Annotated in this window: 19 protein-coding genes and 1 tRNA gene; 12 read left to right on the top strand and 8 right to left on the bottom strand. The window is 48.9% G+C overall.

Translation table 11 applies throughout. The features are described 5' to 3' along the window. Window positions 1-136: 136 nt before the first annotated feature. Entirely contained in the window at window positions 137-718 is a 582-nt protein-coding gene (locus CBE68_RS16770) for a hemerythrin domain-containing protein (RefSeq protein ID WP_087507251.1), read from the bottom strand. A 148-nt stretch (window positions 719-866) separates the two neighbouring features. Beyond that, window positions 867-1,565 (bottom strand): uracil-DNA glycosylase, encoded by a 699-nt coding sequence (gene ung / locus CBE68_RS16765; protein ID WP_229744793.1) that lies wholly within the window; start codon window positions 1,563-1,565, stop codon window positions 867-869. 140 nt (window positions 1,566-1,705) lie between these two features. Between ung and CBE68_RS16760 the strand changes: the two genes are divergently transcribed. Next, on the top strand, window positions 1,706-2,161 hold the full coding sequence (locus CBE68_RS16760) for a methylglyoxal synthase (protein WP_087507250.1): 456 nt from the start codon (window positions 1,706-1,708) through the stop codon (window positions 2,159-2,161). A gap of 149 nt (window positions 2,162-2,310) precedes the next feature. Next, window positions 2,311-3,258, top strand: coding sequence for a beta/alpha barrel domain-containing protein (locus CBE68_RS16755; RefSeq protein WP_087507249.1), 948 nt, complete (start codon window positions 2,311-2,313; stop codon window positions 3,256-3,258). Between the two features lie 64 nt (window positions 3,259-3,322). Here the strand turns inward: CBE68_RS16755 and CBE68_RS16750 are convergent, their stop codons facing one another. Further along, window positions 3,323-3,850 carry a cytochrome b gene (locus CBE68_RS16750; RefSeq protein ID WP_087507248.1) on the bottom strand — a complete coding sequence of 176 codons (528 nt, stop codon included), beginning with the start codon at window positions 3,848-3,850 and terminating at the stop codon, window positions 3,323-3,325. Between the two features lie 317 nt (window positions 3,851-4,167). On the opposite strand from CBE68_RS16750, the gene CBE68_RS16745 reads away from it, so the two are divergent. After that, window positions 4,168-5,964, top strand: a complete 1,797-nt coding sequence (locus CBE68_RS16745; protein ID WP_087507247.1) for a GGDEF domain-containing protein — start codon at window positions 4,168-4,170, stop codon at window positions 5,962-5,964. Window positions 5,965-6,124: 160 nt separating this feature from the next. Continuing rightward, window positions 6,125-6,538, top strand: coding sequence for a CBS domain-containing protein (locus CBE68_RS16740; protein WP_229744792.1), 414 nt, complete (start codon window positions 6,125-6,127; stop codon window positions 6,536-6,538). A gap of 13 nt (window positions 6,539-6,551) precedes the next feature. On the opposite strand, the gene CBE68_RS16735 is transcribed toward CBE68_RS16740, so the two are convergent. Further along, on the bottom strand, window positions 6,552-7,148 hold the full coding sequence (locus CBE68_RS16735; protein ID WP_087507246.1) for an outer membrane beta-barrel protein: 597 nt from the start codon (window positions 7,146-7,148) through the stop codon (window positions 6,552-6,554). 153 nt (window positions 7,149-7,301) lie between these two features. Here CBE68_RS16735 and CBE68_RS16730 point away from each other — a divergent pair. Together CBE68_RS16730 and CBE68_RS16725 are read left to right on the top strand one after the other, a co-directional pair. Then, window positions 7,302-7,388: transfer RNA gene (locus tag CBE68_RS16730), tRNA-Leu, on the top strand. Window positions 7,389-7,497: 109 nt separating this feature from the next. Beyond that, window positions 7,498-8,559 carry an adenosine deaminase gene (locus tag CBE68_RS16725; RefSeq protein ID WP_229744791.1) on the top strand — a complete coding sequence of 354 codons (1,062 nt, stop codon included), beginning with the start codon at window positions 7,498-7,500 and terminating at the stop codon, window positions 8,557-8,559. Window positions 8,560-8,562: 3 nt separating this feature from the next. Here CBE68_RS16725 and CBE68_RS16720 read toward each other — a convergent pair whose 3' ends face one another. After that, entirely contained in the window at window positions 8,563-9,429 is an 867-nt protein-coding gene (locus tag CBE68_RS16720) for an SMP-30/gluconolactonase/LRE family protein (protein WP_087507245.1), read from the bottom strand. Between the two features lie 79 nt (window positions 9,430-9,508). Then, the gene (locus CBE68_RS16715) at window positions 9,509-10,960 is read right to left on the bottom strand and encodes a DUF2867 domain-containing protein (protein ID WP_087507244.1); all 1,452 of its coding nucleotides are present in this window, start codon (window positions 10,958-10,960) and stop codon (window positions 9,509-9,511) included. 133 nt (window positions 10,961-11,093) lie between these two features. Between CBE68_RS16715 and CBE68_RS16710 the strand changes: the two genes are divergently transcribed. From CBE68_RS16710 to glgA, 4 genes are all read left to right on the top strand, one after another. Beyond that, on the top strand, window positions 11,094-12,743 hold the full coding sequence (locus tag CBE68_RS16710) for a DUF342 domain-containing protein (RefSeq protein WP_087507243.1): 1,650 nt from the start codon (window positions 11,094-11,096) through the stop codon (window positions 12,741-12,743). A gap of 73 nt (window positions 12,744-12,816) precedes the next feature. Further along, window positions 12,817-13,440 carry a super-infection exclusion protein B gene (locus CBE68_RS16705; protein WP_087507242.1) on the top strand — a complete coding sequence of 208 codons (624 nt, stop codon included), beginning with the start codon at window positions 12,817-12,819 and terminating at the stop codon, window positions 13,438-13,440. Window positions 13,441-13,479: 39 nt separating this feature from the next. After that, window positions 13,480-14,532, top strand: a complete 1,053-nt coding sequence (locus CBE68_RS16700) for a methyltransferase (RefSeq protein ID WP_087507241.1) — start codon at window positions 13,480-13,482, stop codon at window positions 14,530-14,532. Window positions 14,533-14,651: 119 nt separating this feature from the next. Next, window positions 14,652-16,103 carry a glycogen synthase GlgA gene (glgA, locus tag CBE68_RS16695; protein ID WP_229744790.1) on the top strand — a complete coding sequence of 484 codons (1,452 nt, stop codon included), beginning with the start codon at window positions 14,652-14,654 and terminating at the stop codon, window positions 16,101-16,103. 5 nt (window positions 16,104-16,108) lie between these two features. On the opposite strand, the gene CBE68_RS16690 is transcribed toward glgA, so the two are convergent. Continuing rightward, a complete protein-coding gene (locus tag CBE68_RS16690) occupies window positions 16,109-16,510 on the bottom strand; it encodes a DUF3293 domain-containing protein (protein WP_158100648.1) in 402 nt (133 codons plus the stop codon). Window positions 16,511-16,818: 308 nt separating this feature from the next. Here CBE68_RS16690 and arcA point away from each other — a divergent pair, with 308 nt between their 5' ends. Further along, window positions 16,819-17,532, top strand: a complete 714-nt coding sequence (arcA, locus tag CBE68_RS16685) for a two-component system response regulator ArcA (RefSeq protein ID WP_087507255.1) — start codon at window positions 16,819-16,821, stop codon at window positions 17,530-17,532. A 75-nt stretch (window positions 17,533-17,607) separates the two neighbouring features. On the opposite strand, the gene arcB is transcribed toward arcA, so the two are convergent. Continuing rightward, on the bottom strand, window positions 17,608-19,932 hold the full coding sequence (gene arcB / locus CBE68_RS16680) for an aerobic respiration two-component sensor histidine kinase ArcB (protein ID WP_087507239.1): 2,325 nt from the start codon (window positions 19,930-19,932) through the stop codon (window positions 17,608-17,610). 202 nt (window positions 19,933-20,134) lie between these two features. Between arcB and folE2 the strand changes: the two genes are divergently transcribed. After that, a complete protein-coding gene (gene folE2, locus CBE68_RS16675; RefSeq protein WP_087507238.1) occupies window positions 20,135-21,061 on the top strand; it encodes a GTP cyclohydrolase FolE2 in 927 nt (308 codons plus the stop codon). Window positions 21,062-21,070: the final 9 nt, after the last annotated feature.

Raw genomic sequence — 21,070 nt, 5'->3', positions numbered from 1 at the left:
TTCATAGAGAAACGCCCTAGGCCGTCAAGGCCTAGGGCGGTGAAAATATCCAAGACCCGTTATCCGGTAAACCGCAATGCCGCTCCTCTTAAGTGAACAGCATTGCCGCTAAACGGGGCTTTTTTATTGCCTGCGATTAGGCGCCAAGGTTGTCTCGCAACGATTGGTACCGCTCTTTGACGTTGTCGCCAAATAGCGGATCGGACTTGCGGGCCAACTCTTTTAGGGAATCAACGTCTTCAATACCCTCATATGGTAATAAGGCGAGGATCGCTTGCCAGTCGCTGTCTGTTAGCTCGTCACGCAACGCTGGAAGAATATGGTCTTCCTCGTAATTGAGGTGGCTGGTCTGGACGTCTAAAAACTCAGCCAGAATATCGATGTACTGCTGTTGTGGCACCACCGCATCCATCAAAATCATTTCCGTCATGTCACATAACTGCTCTGTCAGCGCAGAAATTTTGATGTGTTGCTCGGCGAGCTTGTGAACCCCATCAGCCACTTTCTCGCCTTTTTTCTGCTCAAGATAGTAGTTGTAAATGATGTCTTCACAAGGGTGATGATGCTTATCAGCGTATTCGTGGAGGTACTCGACAATATCTTTAATCAGATCGTAACGAATATCTTTTTCTTGCCGCAAGTCTTCCAGTTTTGCATTGAGGAACTTCAGCAGCATCGTCATATTGACGTGCTCCTTGTGGATGATATCTAAGATCATGCATTTCTCTCCCGCCAATCATTGGCTTCAACGCGCAGTCAGGCTACGACGATGAGTTGTAGGTCTGGTGGTTATTATATTTAGGGTAGTAACTATGCTGAATGAGCCAGCTCAAGTTTGCATAAAATTACGTCAATCACCGCTAATGTCAATCGATCTGCCAGTTCACTGGAGCGATTTGTTGTTCCATAAGCCACCGATTTGCTTGAGAAAAGCAGCCAGAACCTACAAACGAGGCAAAGTCTTTGCCGGCCCGATTTGCACCCAAAGGACTCGGGTGAGAAGTTTTGATCACTGCATGCTTATTGACATCAATCTGTTCACAGACGCCATGAGCAAAACGGCCCCAGCTCAGGAATACAACATGGTCACAACGATCATTAATGGCTTGCAGTGCGGCATTGGTAAATTGTTCCCACCCCTTTTTCTGATGGCCTCCAGCGGCGCCATCGGGTACCGTCAAGACGCTGTTTAATAACAGTACACCGCGCTTGGCCCAAGCTTCTAAGCAACCGTGGTTGGGCGCAGTGATCCCCAAATCACGATTCAGTTCTTTAAAGATATTCTTTAACGATGGCGGCTGGTCAACTCCCGCAGGCACCGAAAAGGACAAGCCATGGGCCTGACCCGGGCCGTGATAAGGGTCCTGACCGATGATAACGACCTTGACTTGCTCCAGCGGCGTCCATTCAAACGCCTTGAAGATATTGTCGCTGGCGGGATAGATAACCTGCCCTTGCTGCTTCTGTTCACGCAGAAACTGACTCAAGACTTTCATGTAGTCTTGCTCTAGCTGCTCAGCAAAAAATGTTTTCCAATAGCCAGTTACCTGATCAATGGCACTCACGGTGACGTTCCTCTTAAATAAACTGCGGCAAGCTTATCACTAATCAATAGATAAGCGTGAAGCATTGAAAAAGCGATTGCGAAGCGTTCAACCTAGCGGTAGTCTCAACGCCAGATTCACAACTACTACGCGCGAAAATTATGGATAAAACAACCCGCCTTATCCCCGCTCGCAAACGCATCGCTCTGGTCGCTCATGACCACATGAAAGCGGCGTTGCTTGAGTGGGTCAGCAGCAGAAAAGAACAATTAATCAAACACCAATTATTTGGCACCGGCACCACCGGTACTCTGGTAGCGAAAGCCACCGGTATCGATGTGACATGTATGCTTAGTGGCCCAATGGGTGGTGACCAACAACTCGGAGCCCTCATCGCAGAAGGCGAAGTCGACATGATGATTTTCTTCTGGGATCCGCTAGATGCGGTACCTCATGACCCAGATGTCAAAGCTTTACTGCGTTTGGCCGCGGTATGGAACATCCCTGTCGCGTGTAATTCAGCATCAGCAGATTTCCTGATGGAATCGCCACTGTTGGAGCAGGAATACCCGACCACAGTTCCAGATTACAGCAGCTATCTACAATCTCGAACTTAGATCAGTTAAGGTCAACACAAAACCGATAATAAATGAGCATAGCGTTCGCCACCGTAGCGAACCGAAATAATCAGCTTGCCGCAACATGTAATCTGTCTATTTCACGCTATGCTCAACATGTAATTACTTGAAAACAAAGGTTGTGCTGAATGATTGTGAACCCACTGTCGAGCCAGTATCTTGGCTTTTCCATCGCCAGCCCTATTGTGGTTGCCGCTTGTCCGTTATCTGCAAAAATTGAAAATATTGAAGCCATGCAAGAGGCTGGTGCCGGCGCAGTGGTATTGTTTTCATTATTCGAAGAATCTCGCATCAACAATGGTGAGCCCGATTCCCAATATCGTGTTGATCGTGACAGCTACCTTAAGTTAGTCGAACAAGCCAGCGACCTTAATATTCCAATCATTGCCAGTCTCAATGGCACCAACCTCGATCACCTCAGTCAGATGACCATGGCAGTGATGGAGGCCGGCGCCCATGCGGTGGAATACAACCCGTATCACCTGCCGATTAACCTAATGCGCAGTGGCCGTGACATCGAAGATGAGTTGGTCGAAATTGCCACCGAAATGCGAGCCATTTGTCAGCGCCCGATGGCCATGAAGTTGATGCCAACACTGAGCTCACCTGGGTATTTGGCAATGGTGCTTGATTCAACAGGTATTGATGGCTTGGTGATGTTCAATCGCCTCTATCTCCCCCAGGTCGATACCGACAGCATGGAGCTATCACGCCACGTTCATTTATCGCACAAAGAAGACAGTGCTTGGGGCATTCACTGGGCATCCTTGCTGCACGGCAAAATGAATGGTTCCATCATAGGTAACAGTGGCGTTGAGCACGCAGAACAAGTGCTGCAATACCTGTTGTCTGGGGCTAATGCGGTACAAGTAGCCTCTTGTTTGATTCGCAATGGCATCGACTACATTACAACCTTGAATCGCGGTCTGAAAGACTGGATGGAGCATCATGAATGCGATGACATTCCAAGCATCATTGGTTTACTCAGCGAACAGCGACAAGCCGATAGTGCGGCTCAAGACAGGGTGCAGTACATGAAAAGCCTGCACAACTTCCACAGCCCCTACTTCAAGTAGCAACCATTTTCAGGCAATAAAAAAGCTGGCTTTAGCCAGCTTTTTTTATTGCTCTTCAATTCGCTTAACGGCCAAACATTCGGCTTAAGGTGCCGTCTTTAAGAAAGAACTGATGATGCAATGCCGCCAAAATATGCAGCACAATTGCGATGATCAATAGGTTGCCAGCAATCTCATGGACTTGATGAGCAATACCACCAAGGGTCTCTAATTTCTCCGCGGCACCAGGAATCTCAAACAAGCCAAAAAATGGAATGCTGTGTCCACCCGAGTATGACATGGTCAGGCCACTCAGCGGCATCAGAACCATGGCCAAATACAGCAGATGATGACCCCACTGCGCCATAGTTTTCTGCATTTCACTGCCAAGTGGCGCCGGTTTACCGAATTTCTTCACAACAATGAATCTGGCGATAATCAAGCCCGCCAACAGTAATCCCAGCGACTTGTGCCAAAAATACAATTCAAACTTTTCAGGACTGCGCGGCATTTGATCCGCATACAAAATAATGGCAATAGCAGCAATGATGGCAACAGCCATTAAACCGTGCATGGCTTTCACCGCAGGGTGAAACTTATCCGTTTGGGTCATGGTAATGGTCCTAAGTAGTGTATTTTACGCCAATTCGAGCGACCGGCTTATCATCTAAGGGAGTCTACAAAGATAAGTCGCCATATCAACTACATCTCATTGATAATTACAAAATATTACATATCCCTGATCTCGATCGATGACGCGGTGACCAATCATTGATCAATGCGTCAATTGATTGGTGCCAATCACCATTGAGGTTAAACAAGTTATTGGAATATTTAACCAAATAGTCATTTCAAAACCAGCTCAAGTAATCAAACTGTCACACTTTACTGTCATGTTTCGCCCTTTGATAATAGTCAAGAGCATTTCCCATGAGCCAACGTCACCCGCTGTATGACGAACTTACCAGTGTCATTGTCGAGCAAAAAATAACCTCGCTGTTTCAGCCTCTGGTACATCTTCGACGTGGTTCTGTAATTGGCTATGAAGCGCTGAGCCGCGGGCCATCTGATAGTCCTCTTCATTCGCCCGCGGCACTATTCGATGTCGCTCAACAAACCCAACGACTATCAAAACTAGATCTACTTTGTCGTCTATGCGCTATTCGCCGGTTTGTTGAATTCGATACTCAAGCGCTGCTGTTCATCAATGTCAGCCCAGTCACGTTGTTATCAGAAGACCATCCCAGAGGCCGGACTTTAGAACTGCTCGATCAGTATGGCTTACGACCAGAGCAAGTGGTTATCGAATTATCAGAACAGCATCGTGTTGACTGCCCGAAGACCCTTAGACAAGCCGTTGAGCATTATAGAAAATTGGGTTTTCTAATCGCGATTGATGACCTTGGCGCCGGCTTTTCGGGGCTCAAACTATGGTCCGAATTGCGACCCGACATCATTAAAATCGACCGCTATTTTGTCAGCCAAATTCACTCGGACCCACTGAAAAAAGAATTTGTCCGAAGCATTGTTTCTCTCGCTCAAACGACTGGTTCGAAGGTGGTGGCAGAAGGCATCGAAACTGACGAAGAGCTGATCCAGGTACAAGAGCTGGGTATTGATTATGGCCAAGGCTACTTGCTGGGTCATCCGCAGCCAGAAGTAGGATTAGAGCCGGTTGGTGTTTATAAGATTCGCAATGAACGCAGTGCCTCGTTGCAAAACCTCAGCGATACCGCCAACCAGTTACTCTCCCCCGCTCTAGCGGTGTCACATGATGTGCAGGTAGGTCAGGTCGTTGATCGTTTCCTTCGCGACCCAAGCTTACAGTCGATTGCGGTAACAGAAGGTAAAGTGCCAGCAGGGATCGTTCAGCGCGCAACGTTGTTAGAGCTATTCTCCACCCCTTATGGCCGTTCGTTAAACGAACGCCGGCCAATTTCGCAAGTGATGCAATTGAACCCTGTGGTCGTGGAGGCCGATACACCGTTAGAAGTAGTCAGCCGAACCGTAACCGATGAAGAGAGTTTTGACGTCCGTACTCATTTCATTATCACCGCTTCTGGGCAATACAAAGGGTTAGGCTCGGTTCGCAGCTTGTTGCGCCGAATTACCGAATCACGCCTGCAGAGCGCTCGCTATGCCAACCCGTTGACTATGCTGCCAGGCAATGTACCAATTTATCGAGAAGTAGAGCGATTGCTGCACAAACCAAAAGAATTCACGTTTGCTTACCTCGATCTAAACAACTTTAAGCCCTACAACGATGTTTATGGCTATGGCAGAGGCGATATGGTCATCCAACTTGTTGCTGAGCTACTGAAAAGTCACGCCGCAGGCCCTGGTAATTTCGTTGGTCATGTTGGCGGCGATGACTTTGTGGCTATTATGACAACTGATAACTGGCAACAACGTTGCGAACTCATACTGCAAGATTTTGATGCCCGCATCAGCCACTATTACGAGCAAGCCGATGTTGAACAAGGTGGAGTCTATGCCCGCACGCGAAGCGGTAAAGAGCAGTTTTTTCCACTCCTTGGTTTAGCAATTGGCGCCGTACAACCTGATTTGCTGGGCTGCCATTCTCACCATGAAATTGCTGCCTTAGCGGCAGATGCGAAGAAAGAAGCCAAACGCAGCGCCACCAGCTCATTATTCATATCGCGCCGAAGAATCCCCAACCAAGGCTATGCGCCAACACCGCCTTTGCAAGCAGTAGAAAACGGCTAAACAACAATACCGGCGCAGCGATATTAGGCACATATATAGTAGGGCTTTGTTGCCTCAAAATACTAATAGATGTGGCCTATGTATTGCTTTCGCTAAATCAATTGGCCGTTTTTCAAAATGATGCGCATACTGGGATCATGTTGCTCAGGGAGATAAAACTATGCCTCATAAACATCAAGTTCGCGACATCATGCAAAAGCAATATCCACACATTGAAGTGGGATCGCCACTAACCAACACAGTGGACCTATTACGCGAATTCGGTATTACGGGGACCCCCGTGGTCAATGCCAGACATCAGCTCAAAGGCTTTGTTTCTGAGCAGGACTGTATTCGCATGCTAATCAGCGCGTCATACTTTTGCGACACAACGCTAAAAGTAGAAGACGTAATGAGTCACGAGCCGCTATCGGTTACCCCAGAAATGGGATTAGTCGATCTGGCTCAGCAAATGGTCAAGGCCAAGCCGAAAATCTATCCAGTCGTCGAAGATGATCGGGTGATTGGTGTCGTCAGCCGGTCCGATGTTATGGCCGCTTTAGCAACCGCGCTGAAGTCCTGCGTACCAGTGTGATATGAAGTTGTGGTTAGAACTTTAGCATCAGGCTGGCAACGGCCTGGTGTTGATTAAAGTCACTGCCGCCCAGTTGGCTGATCCATTCCAAGCGCGTGACCAGCGCATCGGACATCGGAAATTCCGCACCCAAGCCAAGTAGATAACTAATTTGGCTTTCGCCATCAGCACAAAGGGTCAAGCCGTTACCCCACGGCGTGCATGCATCATCTTCCTGCTGCTGTACTTTACTTTTATCATAGTCATCATACTGAATTCCTAAACGATAAAAGGCAGCAAATTCAGAATAGTATGCAAATCCAAGCAAGCTCGCGGAGACATTGTAGTTGTGATCAATGGCAACGCTCGGGGTGCTGTCTTTGACGCCATCAACATCAGCATATTTGCCCGACGCCAATTCTAACGCCCAAACGGTATCAAAACGATAGCCACCATAGACGTACCAGTTGGCTTGCCATTCTTGGTCGACATGATCGGCATCCATTTGACCATAACCAACACCCGCACCAACATAAAACGGCGACGTTAACGGCGGATTTACCAGCTCCCAGCTGGAAGCAAACGCTGAAGAATGCAGCATAAGCAAACAAACCGCACTTGTTCTTAACATAAATCCACCTACCGTTGACAACAAACACCCTCACTTTACCGCATTTCGACAAAAACGGCGCAATCAAGTTTTTCTAGCACATTTGTGCAAAAAGTGCTTGCTTGCTATTGAATAAATCAAGTACTATTCGCGCCGCGCTGAAGAGCGTGACTTGCAGGAGTGGCGGAATTGGTAGACGCGCTAGCTTCAGGTGTTAGTGACCTAACGGTCGTGGGAGTTCAAGTCTCCCCTTCTGCACCAAATTTTGAAGGCTCGTAACCCATTGGGTTACGAGCCTTTTTCGTTTTGCCGACTATTTATTGACCTGCCTCCATTGATCATTGCTCCGGATTAGCGATACTTGGGCCATATGACCAATATTAGTATCGATGAAATGGAACAATTTCTGGCGCAATTGCCCAAGGTTGAACTGCACCTTCATATCGAGGGTACACTCGAACCAGAAATGATGTTCGCTCTCGCTGAGCGCAACGGCGTGAAGCTGTCTTATCCGGATCCGGAAGCACTCCGTCGTGCCTACCAGTTCGATAATTTGCAATCCTTCCTTGACCTCTACTACCAAGGCACTTCAGTACTGAAGACCAGCCAAGATTTTTATGATCTAGCGATGGCATATTTCAGCCGCTGCGACCAAGAGCATGTGCTGCATTACGAGATCATGTTTGATCCTCAGGCTCATCTCAGCCGCGGCGTGGCAATGAATACCATCATGGAAGGATTAACCGGTGCGATGGAGGATGCGCAACGGAAATACGGCGCTAGCAGTGGCCTGATTCTGTCGCTACTCAGGCACTTACCTGAGCAAGATGGTATCGACGCACTGCTACAAGCAAAGCCATGGCAGCACAAGATCCTTGCTATTGGTCTTGATTCCAGCGAGAAAGGGAATCCCCCTGGACGTTTCCGCAAGGCATTTGATATTGCGGATGATTATGGCTGGCATCGCGTTGCTCATGCTGGTGAGGAAGGTCCTGCAAGTTATATTTGGGAGGCCATCCGCGAACTCCACGTTCGCCGAGTCGACCATGGCGTCCGTTGCAGTGATGACACTAAGCTGATGAGCTATCTCAAACAGTACCAAGTGCCGCTGACCGTATGCCCACTATCCAACGTACGCTTGGGGGTTTACTCCGATCTGCGTCAGCACAACTTGAAGATGTTATTAGAGAAAGGCTTGTGCGTTACTATTAATAGTGATGATCCGGCATACTTTGGCGGCTACATGACGGCGAACATGCTAGCCGTACAGCGCGCATTCAACCTCACCGAATCGCAATGGCTGCAGCTGACCGCCAATGCCATTAACGCTAGCTTTGCTCCTGTCGAACGAAAACAGGCGCTGAAACAGCGCCTGACAGCAGCGGTGGTGAATTATCACCTAGGGCCGACGTCGGCGGCCGCCGGAGTTTAGCGGCTAACCGGCAAATCGCGGTTCAACCAATCCTGCGACATCAACATCAACGGAAAAAATTGAACCGGACAGTGGGTACTGCTCAGCTTCTTCCTCAGAGCCTGCTTTAGTGGTGGTGATATAAAGTGTTCTCAAATCGCTGCCACCAAAAGCAACCATGGTTGGGTTTTGCGCTGGCACAGCAATGGTGTTGATAATCTGGCCCTGCGGGTTAATTTGAACCACCCGGCCGCCACCGTATAGCGCCGACCAATAATTGCCTTCACTATCTACTGCTGCGCCATCTGGCCGGCCCCAGCCTTTTGGAAACTCAGCAAAAATTCGTTCATTGCTGACCGCTCCGGTGGCGACATCGTAATCACAGGCAAACACGGTATGACGGGGCGTATCAGAATAATACAAAGTGGTGCCATCGGGGCTAAACGCGACACCGTTGGAGGTCCAATTATTGCCGACCAGTTGCTTAACTTCAGCTCCGTCTAAACTATAGAAATGGCCGCTATAATCATCTTTTTTCGGGTTTAGAGTTCCGGCAATAAAGCGGCCTGCGGGGTCACATCGACCATCATTGAAGCGCTGCCAAGGTTTATCTGCCTCGGGATCCGCAATGGCTTCTATGCCACCATCCATACTAGCTATTTTGACGAAGCCAGAACGCAAAGCGGCAACGAAACCGCCCGATTGAGCTAACGCAAAACAACCGATTTCTTCATCCAGCTGCAATACGTTGTTTGAGCCCGTTGCTGGATCAAACTGATTCAACCGAAAATTGTCGATATCAACCCAATACAGTGTCTGTGTTAGTTCATCCCAACGCGGGCACTCACCCAGCTTGGCATCGATTTTCAGTGCGGTTTTAACTAACCCCATTGTTCAGTCCCTTTGTTATCCTTGATCTAACTGATAGTTATTAAGCGCCGCCACTATAACACTCTGTCGAAAGTCTGCATCAATCCAATGACTCAGCTTGCTCTCCCGCCTCAACACGGCAGGCCAATTGAGCCATTCGTTTAGTCATGCCATTGAGTAACAATTGATGCCAAGGCGCATAGAAATACCAGTAGGCCAAGCCCCAAAAACCTGCGGGGTGCCAAAGCAGCTCAATCGTCAGCCGGCAACGATTATCTGACAGTGGCGTCACCGTCAATTGCATACCGCCGCCACCTGGCGCCTTCATCCCAAACTTCATCACTAAGCGGCGATTCTGCTGCACCGACAGGATTCGCCACGAATCAACTCGTTCTCCGACGGTCAGCTGACTACTATCAGTGCGACCATGATTACGCCCAGGGCCCCCAATGGCCCAATCCATCCACTCTCTCATGGCCCATAAAACATCAAGGTAAAAGTAACGATGCTTACCGCCCAGCAGATTAATCACTTGCCATACGGATTCAGGGCTGGCATCGACATCAATAGCATGATTGGCATTCTTGGCATAAAAGCCATGCAAAGGGGAAAAATTACGAAAAGTAGGGACGCCGTCTTGCCACTGATCGGGGTAATGCGCAACTTGCTCGTCTTGCAGGACTTGCTCAACAGCACGCTCCAACGATGTCAGCTGCTGCGGGATGAGTTCCCGTAGCGGCTCAGGATTGGCTTGCAACTTTTCACCTAAGCCAGCCACCAGCGCACGAGCTAACGACTTTGGCACCGAAGTAACAATACCCAGCACTGAAGCAGCCAGCCAAATCGGTAACCCCGGAATACCGACGACTTTACAACGTCGCCCCAAACAATGCGCCACTCGCTGCATCATCTCGCGATAACTCATCCACTCGGGGCCTGCAGCGTCGTAACACTTTCCCTCGGACTCAGGCTTTTGCGCCAGCATAGCCAAATAAACAATGAGATCTTGAATAGCAATAGGCGGCACTTGGGTTGCGATTGAGGCTGGGGCAAACACTAGCGGTAAGTGACCAACCATATCACGCATCACTTCAAAGGCCGCAGAACCCGGAGCGATGACAATCCCTGCCCGAACTTCCGTCACTGGCACACTGGCAGAAGCCAGAACCTGACCAGTGGCGACTCGAGCCTGCATGTGTTCTGAAGCGGGCTGAGATGAAACCAGGCTACCCATATAAATAATCCGTTTCACCTCGGCGATTTCTGCCGCTGCGATCAGGTTTTTAGCAGCTCTAACTTCCCGTTCACTGTGATGCTCGCCATCGGACATGCCATGCATCAAATAATAAATGAGCTCGATATCATCGAGCGCGCCAGCAAGCGATTCGGGCTCTAGCAAATTAATGGTAAAGCGTCGGCAGCCCAACTCTGGCCAAGGTATCGGCTTATTCGCATCGCGCGACGAAACGCTGACTTGATGACCCGAACGGATTAGCTCAGGTACTAGTTTACGACCAATGGTGCCGAACGCGCCGACGACAAGTACCTTCATAACTTTATATCCGCCTGTAATTTATTTTCAGCATTATGACCCAAGTCACTAACAAAGATATCCAATTCTTGCTAAAGCAGATTTTCACTGACAATATGCCTAATGCTGTGACGATAATAGGAATTCTTTCACCGTGTCGAACGATAAGCTGCTCCGTAACACAGAGACCAACAACATTGAGTTGCATATGCAATTGTCTCGTTTGCAGCAAGCAAATTTAGATGAAGTCATCGTTACTCTCGGTAAATCTAAGTATGCTTCATGCTTATTCGAACCTGCCCACCTGCATCAGCTGCTGACCAAAGCACAACAGAAACCGAACGATCCTGCCATTGTCATCATAGGCCAATCTTCCGATGCTGAGCTGACCATTGAAATCGAAGGCGGCGGCCTTTCAGCCGTTGCCGAACTTAAACCTGCCGCAGGTGGCAAGGGTTTGAGTCACGAAGATGTCGTCCGAATCATAGCCAAAGCCGGCATTAAACATGGTCTCAACCCAAAAGCCGTTGATATCCTTAGCCAACATTCTAAACCGCAAACCAAAGGCGCGCGTAAAATTCGCTGCACCATCGCCAAAGCAACCATGCCTGTTTACGGCAAAGATGGCCGATTAGAGCAATTAACACCGACCTTGAAAGACCGCGTTCTGCGGCCACAAGCCGCTGGCAGTGGCAAGGTCGACCCAAGAGATTTTGGCGCCATTATTTCTGTCGATGCCGGAGCACCGCTAATGCGAAGAGTGCCTGCCATTCTTGGTAAGGACGGCATATCAGTCACCGGTGCAATCTTGCCGTCACCGCCTGTCAAACAAATTGAATTAAAAGCCGAAGAAGGCTCTGAGCTCAAAGAGGGCGACGAGAATATGTTGGTGGCCAACCGGCTTGGTATTCCGGTATTGACCGACACCGGCATGAAAGTGGTCGATACACTGGAAGTTGAAGCAGTCGATAACCGCTCAGGCCATATCGAATATCGTGGCAGCGTTGTGGTCAAACACAACGTTGCAGAGAGCATGCGCATTACCGTTGGTGGTGACGTATTGGTGATGGGGAATGTTGAAGGCTGCGTGATTGAAGCTGAAGGTGACATCACCATTGAAGGCGGCGCTTACGGCCATATTAGCAGCGATCATCAATACAATTGCCAAATCAAAGCCAAAGGCGATGTGGTCGCCGCCATGGCGCAGAATGTTCTCATCGAAGCGGGCAAGAACATTCATGTCAAAAAACAAGTATTGCATTGCCATCTAGATTGCAATGAGAGTGCCCATATCGGCTTACAAGATCCGCCGGAAGGCACCTTAATTGGCGGCCGCACATTAGTCGGAAAAGGTCTTTTTTGCGGTGAACTCGGTGCGCCAGCAGGCGTACCTACCATTGTCGATTTATCCAATCAGTATCAAGTCTCACTCAATGAGCTTGACTACGCGCGCCAGCAACTGGCAGATGAGCAAGAAGCATTAGCCGAGCTTGCCAAAGAAATGGCACACATCAAAGAACAACAACAAAGCGCTGAAATGCAAGTGCAACTTGAAATGTGTCAGAGCTTCTTCAAAGACCAGAAACAACTGGTCGAAGCCAGAGAATTCGATGTGCAAGTAGCACAAAGCAAACTTGCAAGAACCAATGAATCGGTCGAAGTGATTGTCAGCAAGAATGCCTTTAGCCGACTCGAATTCTCTCTCGGTGATCAGTGGGCGCTATCAACATCACGCGATTACGGTCCTAGCAAGGTATTCTACCAAGGCAATAGTCTGCAGTTAGAGCCATTCAACCGCAGCTAATCTGGCCAACTTAAAAACAGGCACGCTCTTTGCTTTTTACTCGGCATATTGTCAATTGAATGGCGAATGTCCCATGAAAGCTTTGAGTTACGAGTCTTCGATTAGCCGTGGAAGCATCCACCGAGCACTGTTAGTTGCCTTTGTCATTAGTGCAATCTTGTTGTTTATTCCCGAACCTATGTTGGTCAAGCTCAACCTCGCGGGCGTTATGAACAGTTATGGCGCAGGCGTGTCACTGGTCTATTTGGGTGTTCTGAGTTATTTCGCCGTTCAAGCGATCTCATTGATTTGGGAGGCCGTGAGCGAGCGCTGGCATTGGAATCACAGTCAAGCTCTTGCCCGAGCCAAAGCGTTAGCGTTTGATAATGAAGAACGAGCCATTCTGCGGGAGTTCTTTCTACAGCGTAAATCGTCATTGATTTTGCCAACAGAGCAGGAAGCCGTTCAACGCTTAACCAATGCCCATATTTTACAAGCCATTGAAAGTAATGAAATCCTGCAAGAAGGACTACAGCGTTACGCTATCGCGAGCAGTGCCCGTCAATTTATTACCAGCAACAATCTTCGGCTACCTGTCAATGAATTGACTGATGATGACATCCGCTACTTTAAGGCCGCCCGTCCCGAATACATCAAAGAACAATTGAAACGTCAGTGGCGTGAGCAACTAAAGGCGCAAAGACGACAAGCGGCCTAATCTGCTACAATCCGCTCCGGTCTTAGCCGGAGCGTTTTCATGTCCTTTTCTCTTGTCGATGCCAGCCAAGTGCTGGAGCGCAATCTTTCTGTTTTTCAAGATCTCAAATGCCTGTTGGTTAATAATCCTGGCGATCAGTTGGCCTCAGCACTGCAATCAGTGGGCGCCACAAGCTACAGTTTCAGCTACCACTTCGGCTTCCATCAGCAGCACAGCCAACAGCTACCCGCCAACCAATGCCACTATGGCACAGAGGTTCCCGAGCAATGGGGCCAGTTTGATGCCGTTATCCTTTATTGGCCAAAAGAGAAACCGCTCGCGACTTTGTTGCTCGAGCAGCTATTGCAATGCTGTCATGATAGCTCGGTAATTTATTGTGTAGGGGGTAACAAAGAAGGCATCAAGAGCGCAGCATCGGTCGCCAAAAAAATTGGCATGCGCAGTAATAAACTCGATGCGGCAAGACATTGCAGCCTCTACGCCCTACCGGTTGCGTCCTTGCAACACAAACCGACTAGCAAGCCACTAACAAGCTATGAAAAGCGCTTTACCATCGAATGGCGCGATCAAACCATTGAACTGGTGACCTTACCCGGTGTGTTTAGTGCTGAACACCTTGACGCCGGTACCGAGCTATTGATTGCTGATCTGCCCGATGATCTCGGTACCAAAACTGTCGATTTTGGCTGCGGCTGTGGTGTCGTATCCGCCATCCTTGCCAGTCAAAATAGACAGCGCCAAGTTTACTCCGTCGATGTTAATGCCTTTGCGTTGTTGGCAACACAACGGACGCTGGCTGCCAATCAACTAACTGCGACGGTTTATCCGGTCACCGGTGTCGAAGACATCAGCCAGCAACAGCTCAGCGCGATTGTCACCAACCCGCCTTTTCACCAAGGCGTTAAAACCCACTACCACGTCACTGAAAACCTAATTGCCAAAGCACCTAGGCTGCTGTCCGCAACCGGTCAGTTAGTGTTGGTTGCGAATCGCTTTTTGCAGTATCCCGATTTGCTTGAAAAGGCCTTCAAAACCACTAGTCGGCGATCTGAAACCAGCAAGTTTGTCGTATATCAAAGCAGATCCTGTTAAGCTCGGCGATGTTTCTTTGGTGCTAGCAGCTCGTAACCCTCATGTTAACCAGCCCGCTTGCATTGAATGGATGGAAGTGGAATTAAAGCAGAGTTAACGTATTTCGTAGTGAGGCAGCAATGCGCGTACTGTTTCTGGCAAGTGAAGTAGATGGATTAATTAAAACTGGCGGCCTTGCCGATGTAGCTCGAGTGTTACCAATTGAGCTGCAAAACAAAGATGTCGATGTCGCGATAATGATTCCTTGCTATCCGCAAGTGAAAGCAATGCTGCATCCAGGCCAAGAAGCGCCTGTGCAAATGACCATGCAGCTGGGCTCGACCCACTACGTCTACCACGTCCACGAACTGTCGCCGTTTGGCGTACCTGTTTACGCAATTGATTTCCCCGGCTACTTTGATCGCGATAGACCATATGACGACGGTCATCATGCCTATGGTGATAACGGTGAGCGCTTTGCATTTTTCTCACTTGCGGCGATGCAAGCCGCGCAAATGCTTAATTTTCAGCCGGACATCTTGCATTGCAACGATTGGCACACCGCATTGGCTCCCTTCTTTCTCAAGTCGGTGCTCAAAGACAACTTGTTTTTCGCCAACACTCGGTCGGTGTTGACCATTCACAACGGTGCTTACCAAGGCAATTTCGATCTCAACACCATACATTTTGCTCATACCTTTTCTCACTTCACTGAAGAAGGTATGTACGACAGCTACAACATTATTAACTTTCTTAAGTGCGGCGTACTCTATGCTGATGCCATTAATGCGGTCAGCCCATCGTATGCCAAAGAGCTACTGTCGCCACTCGGCGGTCATTACATGTCGCACATTTTCCAGCGCCGAGAAGATGCCCTAACCGGTATTCTTAATGGTTGCGACTATGGCGAATGGAACAGTGAAACCGACCCTTACCTTACGGCACCGTACAGCGCTTCCGATCTTACCGGTAAAGCAGCATGTAAAGCCGATTTACAGCGTCAAATGGGCCTCCCGGAAGAAGCAGAGACGCCATTGTTTGCCATGGTCAGCCGATTTACTGATCAAAAAGGCTTCAGTTTGTTGGTGCCCGCGCTGGAGCGCTTTTTGGAAAGCTCTGAAGCACAAGTGGCAATTGTCGGCAGTGGCGAACAAGGTATTACCGATGCCCTTCAACATCTAGCCGACAAACATCCAGAACGAATGGGACTGTTCGTTGGTTATAGTGACGCTTTGAGCCATCAAGCTCAAGCTGGTGCTGATTTCTTCCTGATGCCGTCAATTTTTGAACCTTGTGGGCTCACTCAAATGTTCAGCCTAGCCTATGGCTCGCTGCCAATTGCAAGGGAAGTCGGCGGTCTGAAAGATACGGTTGTCGGCTATACCTCAGGCAATGAAAGCAATGCGAACGGCATCACTTTTATCGATCCGAATGGTGAGGGCATGTATTGGGCTCTAGAAAAAGCCGAACACCTTTACCGCGACGAACCAGAGCATTTCCGCGCCATCCAACAAAATGCCATGGCGACCCGTTTCTCGTGGCAAGAGGCAACCGACAAGTACTTAGCGATGTACTACAAGCTCCTCGCCTAAGGCCTTTACGTTGCCAGCCACAGGCGGTGACTCAATTGACCCAGTGCTGTGTTCTGGTGCTGGGTCAGCAAACAAGGATGTAAACTCAACTCGCCCTGCTCGACCCAGTAAACCGCATTCTGCTCAAAACATTTAGCTAGCCTGATTCCTTCATTCAGGTCGGCAAACACAAACCAACCAGCTTCTTGATGAGTCAAGTCAGGCGAACAGCCAATGATGCGTCGAAAGCGATGTTGCCGTTGTTCGAGTTCGGCTAACAACAAGTTATCAGCCAGCCGATTGGCTGCAGGCTCACAAAGCCGACCTAGCGGGTTGTGTGCCGTAACAATAAAACCACTAACGTGTTCCGGCAGTGTTTGCAGAACCCAAAACACAGTATCAGAGTAAAGTTGCCACGTTGTTTTCACATCATCATCCAGATTTTTTTAATTTTTTTTCGATCATTCGACATTTTAACTTGTAACGTTACATGTCCACTTTGGCTGCAATAACAACAGTCATCCAACAGCTTGCGAGAGTTTTTTTAACATTTCCCCATGCAAGACAACATAACTCGACTAATCTTGAATAAAATCAACGAGGCATGTGTTAAATCCACTTTAGGATCAGCACCACTCACAACTCTAGTTACGGAACCTTTGCCGATCTCCATGACTCAAAGATGACAGATTTGCCGCATAAGGCTCCACACGAATACAATAAGCTAGGTATCAATATGGAAACTCCAAGCATTCTCATCGTAGAAGACGAAACCGTTACTCGCACAACGTTGCGCCACTTGTTTGAAGCAGAAGGCTACCAAGTGGAAGAAGCGAGCGATGGCGAAGAAATGCACCAAAAACTGCTGGCGAACAAAGATGTCGATCTGGTGATCATGGACATTAACCTGCCAGGCAAAAATGGTTTGTTGCTGGCTCGCGAACTGCGTGAAGAGAAAGACATTGCCCTGATCTTCCTCACCGGCCGCGATAATGAAGTAGACAAGATACTTGGCCTCGAAATCGGTGCCGATGATTACATCACTAAGCCATTTAACCCTCGTGAGCTGACAATTCGTGCCCGCAATCTGCTGACCCGAACAATGTCAGATGACAAACCCGCGTCGGATGATGATGTTTCTGAGTACCGCTTTAATGGCTGGCGTTTAGACGTCAACAGCCGCAGTTTGAATTCCCCCAATGGTGATTCCTACAAACTGCCACGAAGTGAATACCGAGCGTTGGAAATGTTTATTCAGCATCCAGGCAAAATTTTGTCACGCGGCGATTTGCTAATGCGTATGACCGGCCGAGAGCTGCGCCCCAATGACCGTACGGTTGACGTGACCATCCGCCGCATTCGTAAGCACTTTGAGTCGGAGCCATCGTCAGCTGAAATTATTTCAACCATTCATGGTGAAGGCTATCGCTTCACAGGTGAGCTGGAGTGATATCTTCGGCACCAAAGCCGCGATAACAAAAAACCACCGCTTTCGTCGGTGGTTTTTTTGTGGTTGTCATTGTCGCTAGTACGATTCATCCATCGCCAGCAGTTGCTGCCGCAACTCATCAAGATCACTGCTATAAAAGCTCGCCATGCCTTCAACCCAGTCATCAATATTTTGCTTCCATGCCGGATGTTCCAGATCTTGAGCTTGGGCAGCAATTTTTTGTACCCGTCGCAGTCCAACAGAACCCGCAGCCCCTTTCACTTTGTGAGCCACCTCAGCGACCGCTTTATCGTCACCGGCAAGCAATTGATTGCGCATCGACTCAACATAGTCCGGCATCAGCTGAGCAAACATATCCGCGCTCTTTAAAAACAGCTCGGAGCCAAGGGTATCGTGCATCTGGGTAACAAAGTCGATTTCCAGAACCTGCTCTTCTTGATGACCAACGGGCTCTACTACCTTCACTTCCTGTTGCGCAGACTCTTCAATGCAGTCAAACGCCTTGCCCAATGCTAGGGTCAGCAAACCGACGTCAATCGGTTTACTCACTGCATCTTGCATACCACGCTTGATGTATTCTTGTTTGTCGCGAATGACATTGGCGGTTAGTGCAATACGCGGGGTATCACGCAAGCGAGGGTTCGGATCATTCATTAACTCTTCGGCAATATCAAAACCTGTCATATCCGGCAGCTGAATGTCCAAGAACAACACATCATAGTCGCCTTCACGCGCCATTCGCAGCGCATCCGTGCCATTCATGGCAACATCAACCGTACAGCCCAAGTTCTCCAGTACCGAGCGAGCAACCACAACATTGAGTTCAATATCTTCAACCAACAACGCATGCAATGCCGGTAATTCAATGTTTTCAGCTCCCGGCAATTGGTCTTCCGTCAACACAGGCAAACTCAAACTAACGGTAAAACGCGAACCTTTGCCGACTTTACTCGACACTTTAATTTCGCCACCCATGGCTTGAGTTAAGCGTTGGGATACCGACAGGCCAATACCGGTGCCAACGGCCTTAGTCTTGCCTTGATCCGATACTTGATAGTACATGGCAAAAATCTTATCGAGCTCTTCACTGGCAATCCCGACACCGGTATCCAGCACCGAAAAGTCAACGTCGACTTTGCCATGTTTAGCCGGGCGAATATCAATAGCCAACGCCACCTGACCTGTAGTGGTGAACTTGATGGCATTACCAAGCAGGTTCCACAGCACTTGTCGCAATCGCGTGCCATCAATCTCGACAACAGCAGGTAACTCTCCGTTCTGTTGATAGTCGAATGTCAGCTTCTTATCCCGACACATGAGCGTCGCCAACGCCCGAATGTCGGCTATCAACTCAGGCAAGTGTATTGGTACTGGGGCGACTTCTAGCTGCTGACGCTCCAATTTATCGAGGTCAATAATGTCATTAAAGATGTTCCCCAGAGTGACCGCGCTAAGGTAAATGGTGTTGATAAAGTCGTGCTGCTCTTCTGACAGCTCGGAATCGCGCATTATTCGACTCAAACCAACAATACCGTTGAGTGGTGTCCGAAGTTCATGGGAAATAGTCGAGATAAAGGTGGTTTTATCTCTTGCCGCTTGCTCCAACGCATTTGCTGCATGCTTGCGCTCGGTGATATCACGGCCAAAGCCGAACAAACCTTGAAGGTTTCCTCGGGCATCAGCAAATGGCACTTTACGAAATTCGAACAGCGCTTTGTGGCCATCGGGATAAGTCATCCACTGCTCATAGGTGAGTGACTCATGGTCGTCGAGCACCTTGCCATCAGTGATCCGCACTTGCTCGGCGATTTGCTCTTCGTACACATCCTCCGGCTTGAGGCCAATCAAGTCAGCTTCTTTCATGTTGACCAGTTGCTCATAGGCGACATTACAACCGGAATACACGCCCTCAGTGTTACGGTAGTAAATCAAATCCGGCGAGCTATCAATGAGACTGCGAAGCTGCACCGCGTTGTCACGCAATTTGATTTGGGTTTCTCGACGTTCCGCCACCTCACGTTGCAAATAACGAATCGCTTGTTGCTTTTGCGCTTCGGCATTGTGGCGTTCATCGATCTCTCGATTAAGCTCATCGACTTTGCGTTTTAGTTCCGCATTCAAGGCTTGTTGTTTGCGGTGGGCTTGAGCCAACTTGTCTCGAGACACGCCCAGTTGTTTAATCAAGTAGGTGAAAAATAGCGCCAGCCAGGGCGCAATAATAAGACCGAATAACACCGGCCGCAGGTAATCGATCCAGTGTAATTCGCCAACTACTATGCCTCGCAACACCACAGTAACCAGCATGGAAAACAAAATCTCGAATGCTGCGATCAACAGGCCGAAGCGAACGACCCCCAGCCGCATAGTCAATTCCAACACCCGATTGGCAAGTAATGGCATCAGCTGTCCTAGAAACAGAAAAACAAAAAGTATACCCAAGCAAGCATGGTAGAACTTGTCAGGAAACAGGCCGAAACAAGACTAACATGGCAAAACACATGAAGTCGCTCACAGTTCGTGATATAAAGTGTGCCCTTTTTTAATCGATTAAGATTTTTTGCGTTAGAGCGGCAAGCCGCACATAGGTTCAGTGGAGTCTTGAATGCCAAAAGTAATGCCTGACATTGCTCACCAAACAAACGCCAGTCTTGAAGGAACGTTAGATTGGGTCGGAATGAGTCAAATCGAAGTACCTTTGATGGTGCAAGCGGATGGAGAAGCACCGCGTCAGGTTGCCGCGAAAGTTGAAGCCATGGTCAATTTGGTACAGCCAAAAGCCAAGGGCATTCATATGTCTCGCCTTTACTTGTTGCTGGAGCAATTATCTAACGAATCGACATTGACGACAGCAACCCTGCGTCAGCTGCTGACCGACTTTATTGAAAGTCACGACGATTTGAGTGATCAAGGCCGGGTCCACTTTGCGTTCGACTATCACTTACAGCGTGCAAGCCTGATTAGCGGCAAAAAAGGCTGGAAAGCTTATCCGATCACGGTCGAAGGTCGGCTGAGTCAAACCGGTATTGAAATCGAGCTGCAAGTCACAGTGCCATATTCGTCAACCTGTCCATGCTCCGCAGCTCTGGCTCGGCAGCTTATCCAACAGGCGTTTAGCGAACAGTTTGGCAGCCAAGACAATGTTGACGCCGAGACAGTGCACCAATGGCTAGGCACCACGCAAGGTATCGTGGCAACACCTCACAGCCAGCGCAGTTTAGCGCAGGTCAAAGTGAAACTAACTGACGATGCCAGCGAATTACCAATATGCAGCCTCATCGATTGCATTGAAGATGCATTGAAAACCCCGGTGCAGGCCGCAGTAAAACGAGAAGATGAGCAAGAGTTTGCTCGTTTGAATGGCCAAAACCTGATGTTTTGTGAAGATGCGGCTCGCCGCTTGAAACATCATTTGAACCAATTTGCTGCTGCCACCGACTTTTGGCTGCGGGTTGATCACCTCGAAAGCTTGCATGCTCATGACGCTTCGGCGGTAACAGTCAAAGGTGTGGCTAACGGCTACGCCGCCTAAACATTCCCC

Origin of the sequence: Neiella marina, assembly GCF_002165625.1 — a bacterium.
Lineage (GTDB): Bacteria > Pseudomonadota > Gammaproteobacteria > Enterobacterales > Neiellaceae > Neiella > Neiella marina.
Note: the sequence above shows the minus strand (reverse complement) of the source record. Positions and strands in the feature narration are given on the sequence as shown.

Bases quoted from the DNA above. Each gene is read 5' to 3' on its own strand.
- CBE68_RS16770 (WP_087507251.1), bottom strand. From the start codon at position 718: ATGATCTTAGATATCATCCACAAGGAGCACGTCAATATGACGATGCTG.
- CBE68_RS16760 (WP_087507250.1), top strand. From the start codon at position 1,706: ATGGATAAAACAACCCGCCTTATCCCCGCTCGCAAACGCATCGCTCTG.
- CBE68_RS16755 (WP_087507249.1), top strand. From the start codon at position 2,311: ATGATTGTGAACCCACTGTCGAGCCAGTATCTTGGCTTTTCCATCGCC.
- CBE68_RS16750 (WP_087507248.1), bottom strand. From the start codon at position 3,850: ATGACCCAAACGGATAAGTTTCACCCTGCGGTGAAAGCCATGCACGGT.
- CBE68_RS16745 (WP_087507247.1), top strand. From the start codon at position 4,168: ATGAGCCAACGTCACCCGCTGTATGACGAACTTACCAGTGTCATTGTC.
- CBE68_RS16740 (WP_229744792.1), top strand. From the start codon at position 6,125: ATGCCTCATAAACATCAAGTTCGCGACATCATGCAAAAGCAATATCCA.
- CBE68_RS16735 (WP_087507246.1), bottom strand. From the start codon at position 7,148: ATGTTAAGAACAAGTGCGGTTTGTTTGCTTATGCTGCATTCTTCAGCG.
- CBE68_RS16725 (WP_229744791.1), top strand. From the start codon at position 7,498: ATGACCAATATTAGTATCGATGAAATGGAACAATTTCTGGCGCAATTG.
- CBE68_RS16720 (WP_087507245.1), bottom strand. From the start codon at position 9,429: ATGGGGTTAGTTAAAACCGCACTGAAAATCGATGCCAAGCTGGGTGAG.
- CBE68_RS16715 (WP_087507244.1), bottom strand. From the start codon at position 10,960: ATGAAGGTACTTGTCGTCGGCGCGTTCGGCACCATTGGTCGTAAACTA.
- CBE68_RS16705 (WP_087507242.1), top strand. From the start codon at position 12,817: ATGAAAGCTTTGAGTTACGAGTCTTCGATTAGCCGTGGAAGCATCCAC.
- CBE68_RS16700 (WP_087507241.1), top strand. From the start codon at position 13,480: ATGTCCTTTTCTCTTGTCGATGCCAGCCAAGTGCTGGAGCGCAATCTT.
- glgA (WP_229744790.1), top strand. From the start codon at position 14,652: ATGCGCGTACTGTTTCTGGCAAGTGAAGTAGATGGATTAATTAAAACT.
- arcA (WP_087507255.1), top strand. From the start codon at position 16,819: ATGGAAACTCCAAGCATTCTCATCGTAGAAGACGAAACCGTTACTCGC.
- arcB (WP_087507239.1), bottom strand. From the start codon at position 19,932: ATGCCATTACTTGCCAATCGGGTGTTGGAATTGACTATGCGGCTGGGG.
- folE2 (WP_087507238.1), top strand. From the start codon at position 20,135: ATGCCAAAAGTAATGCCTGACATTGCTCACCAAACAAACGCCAGTCTT.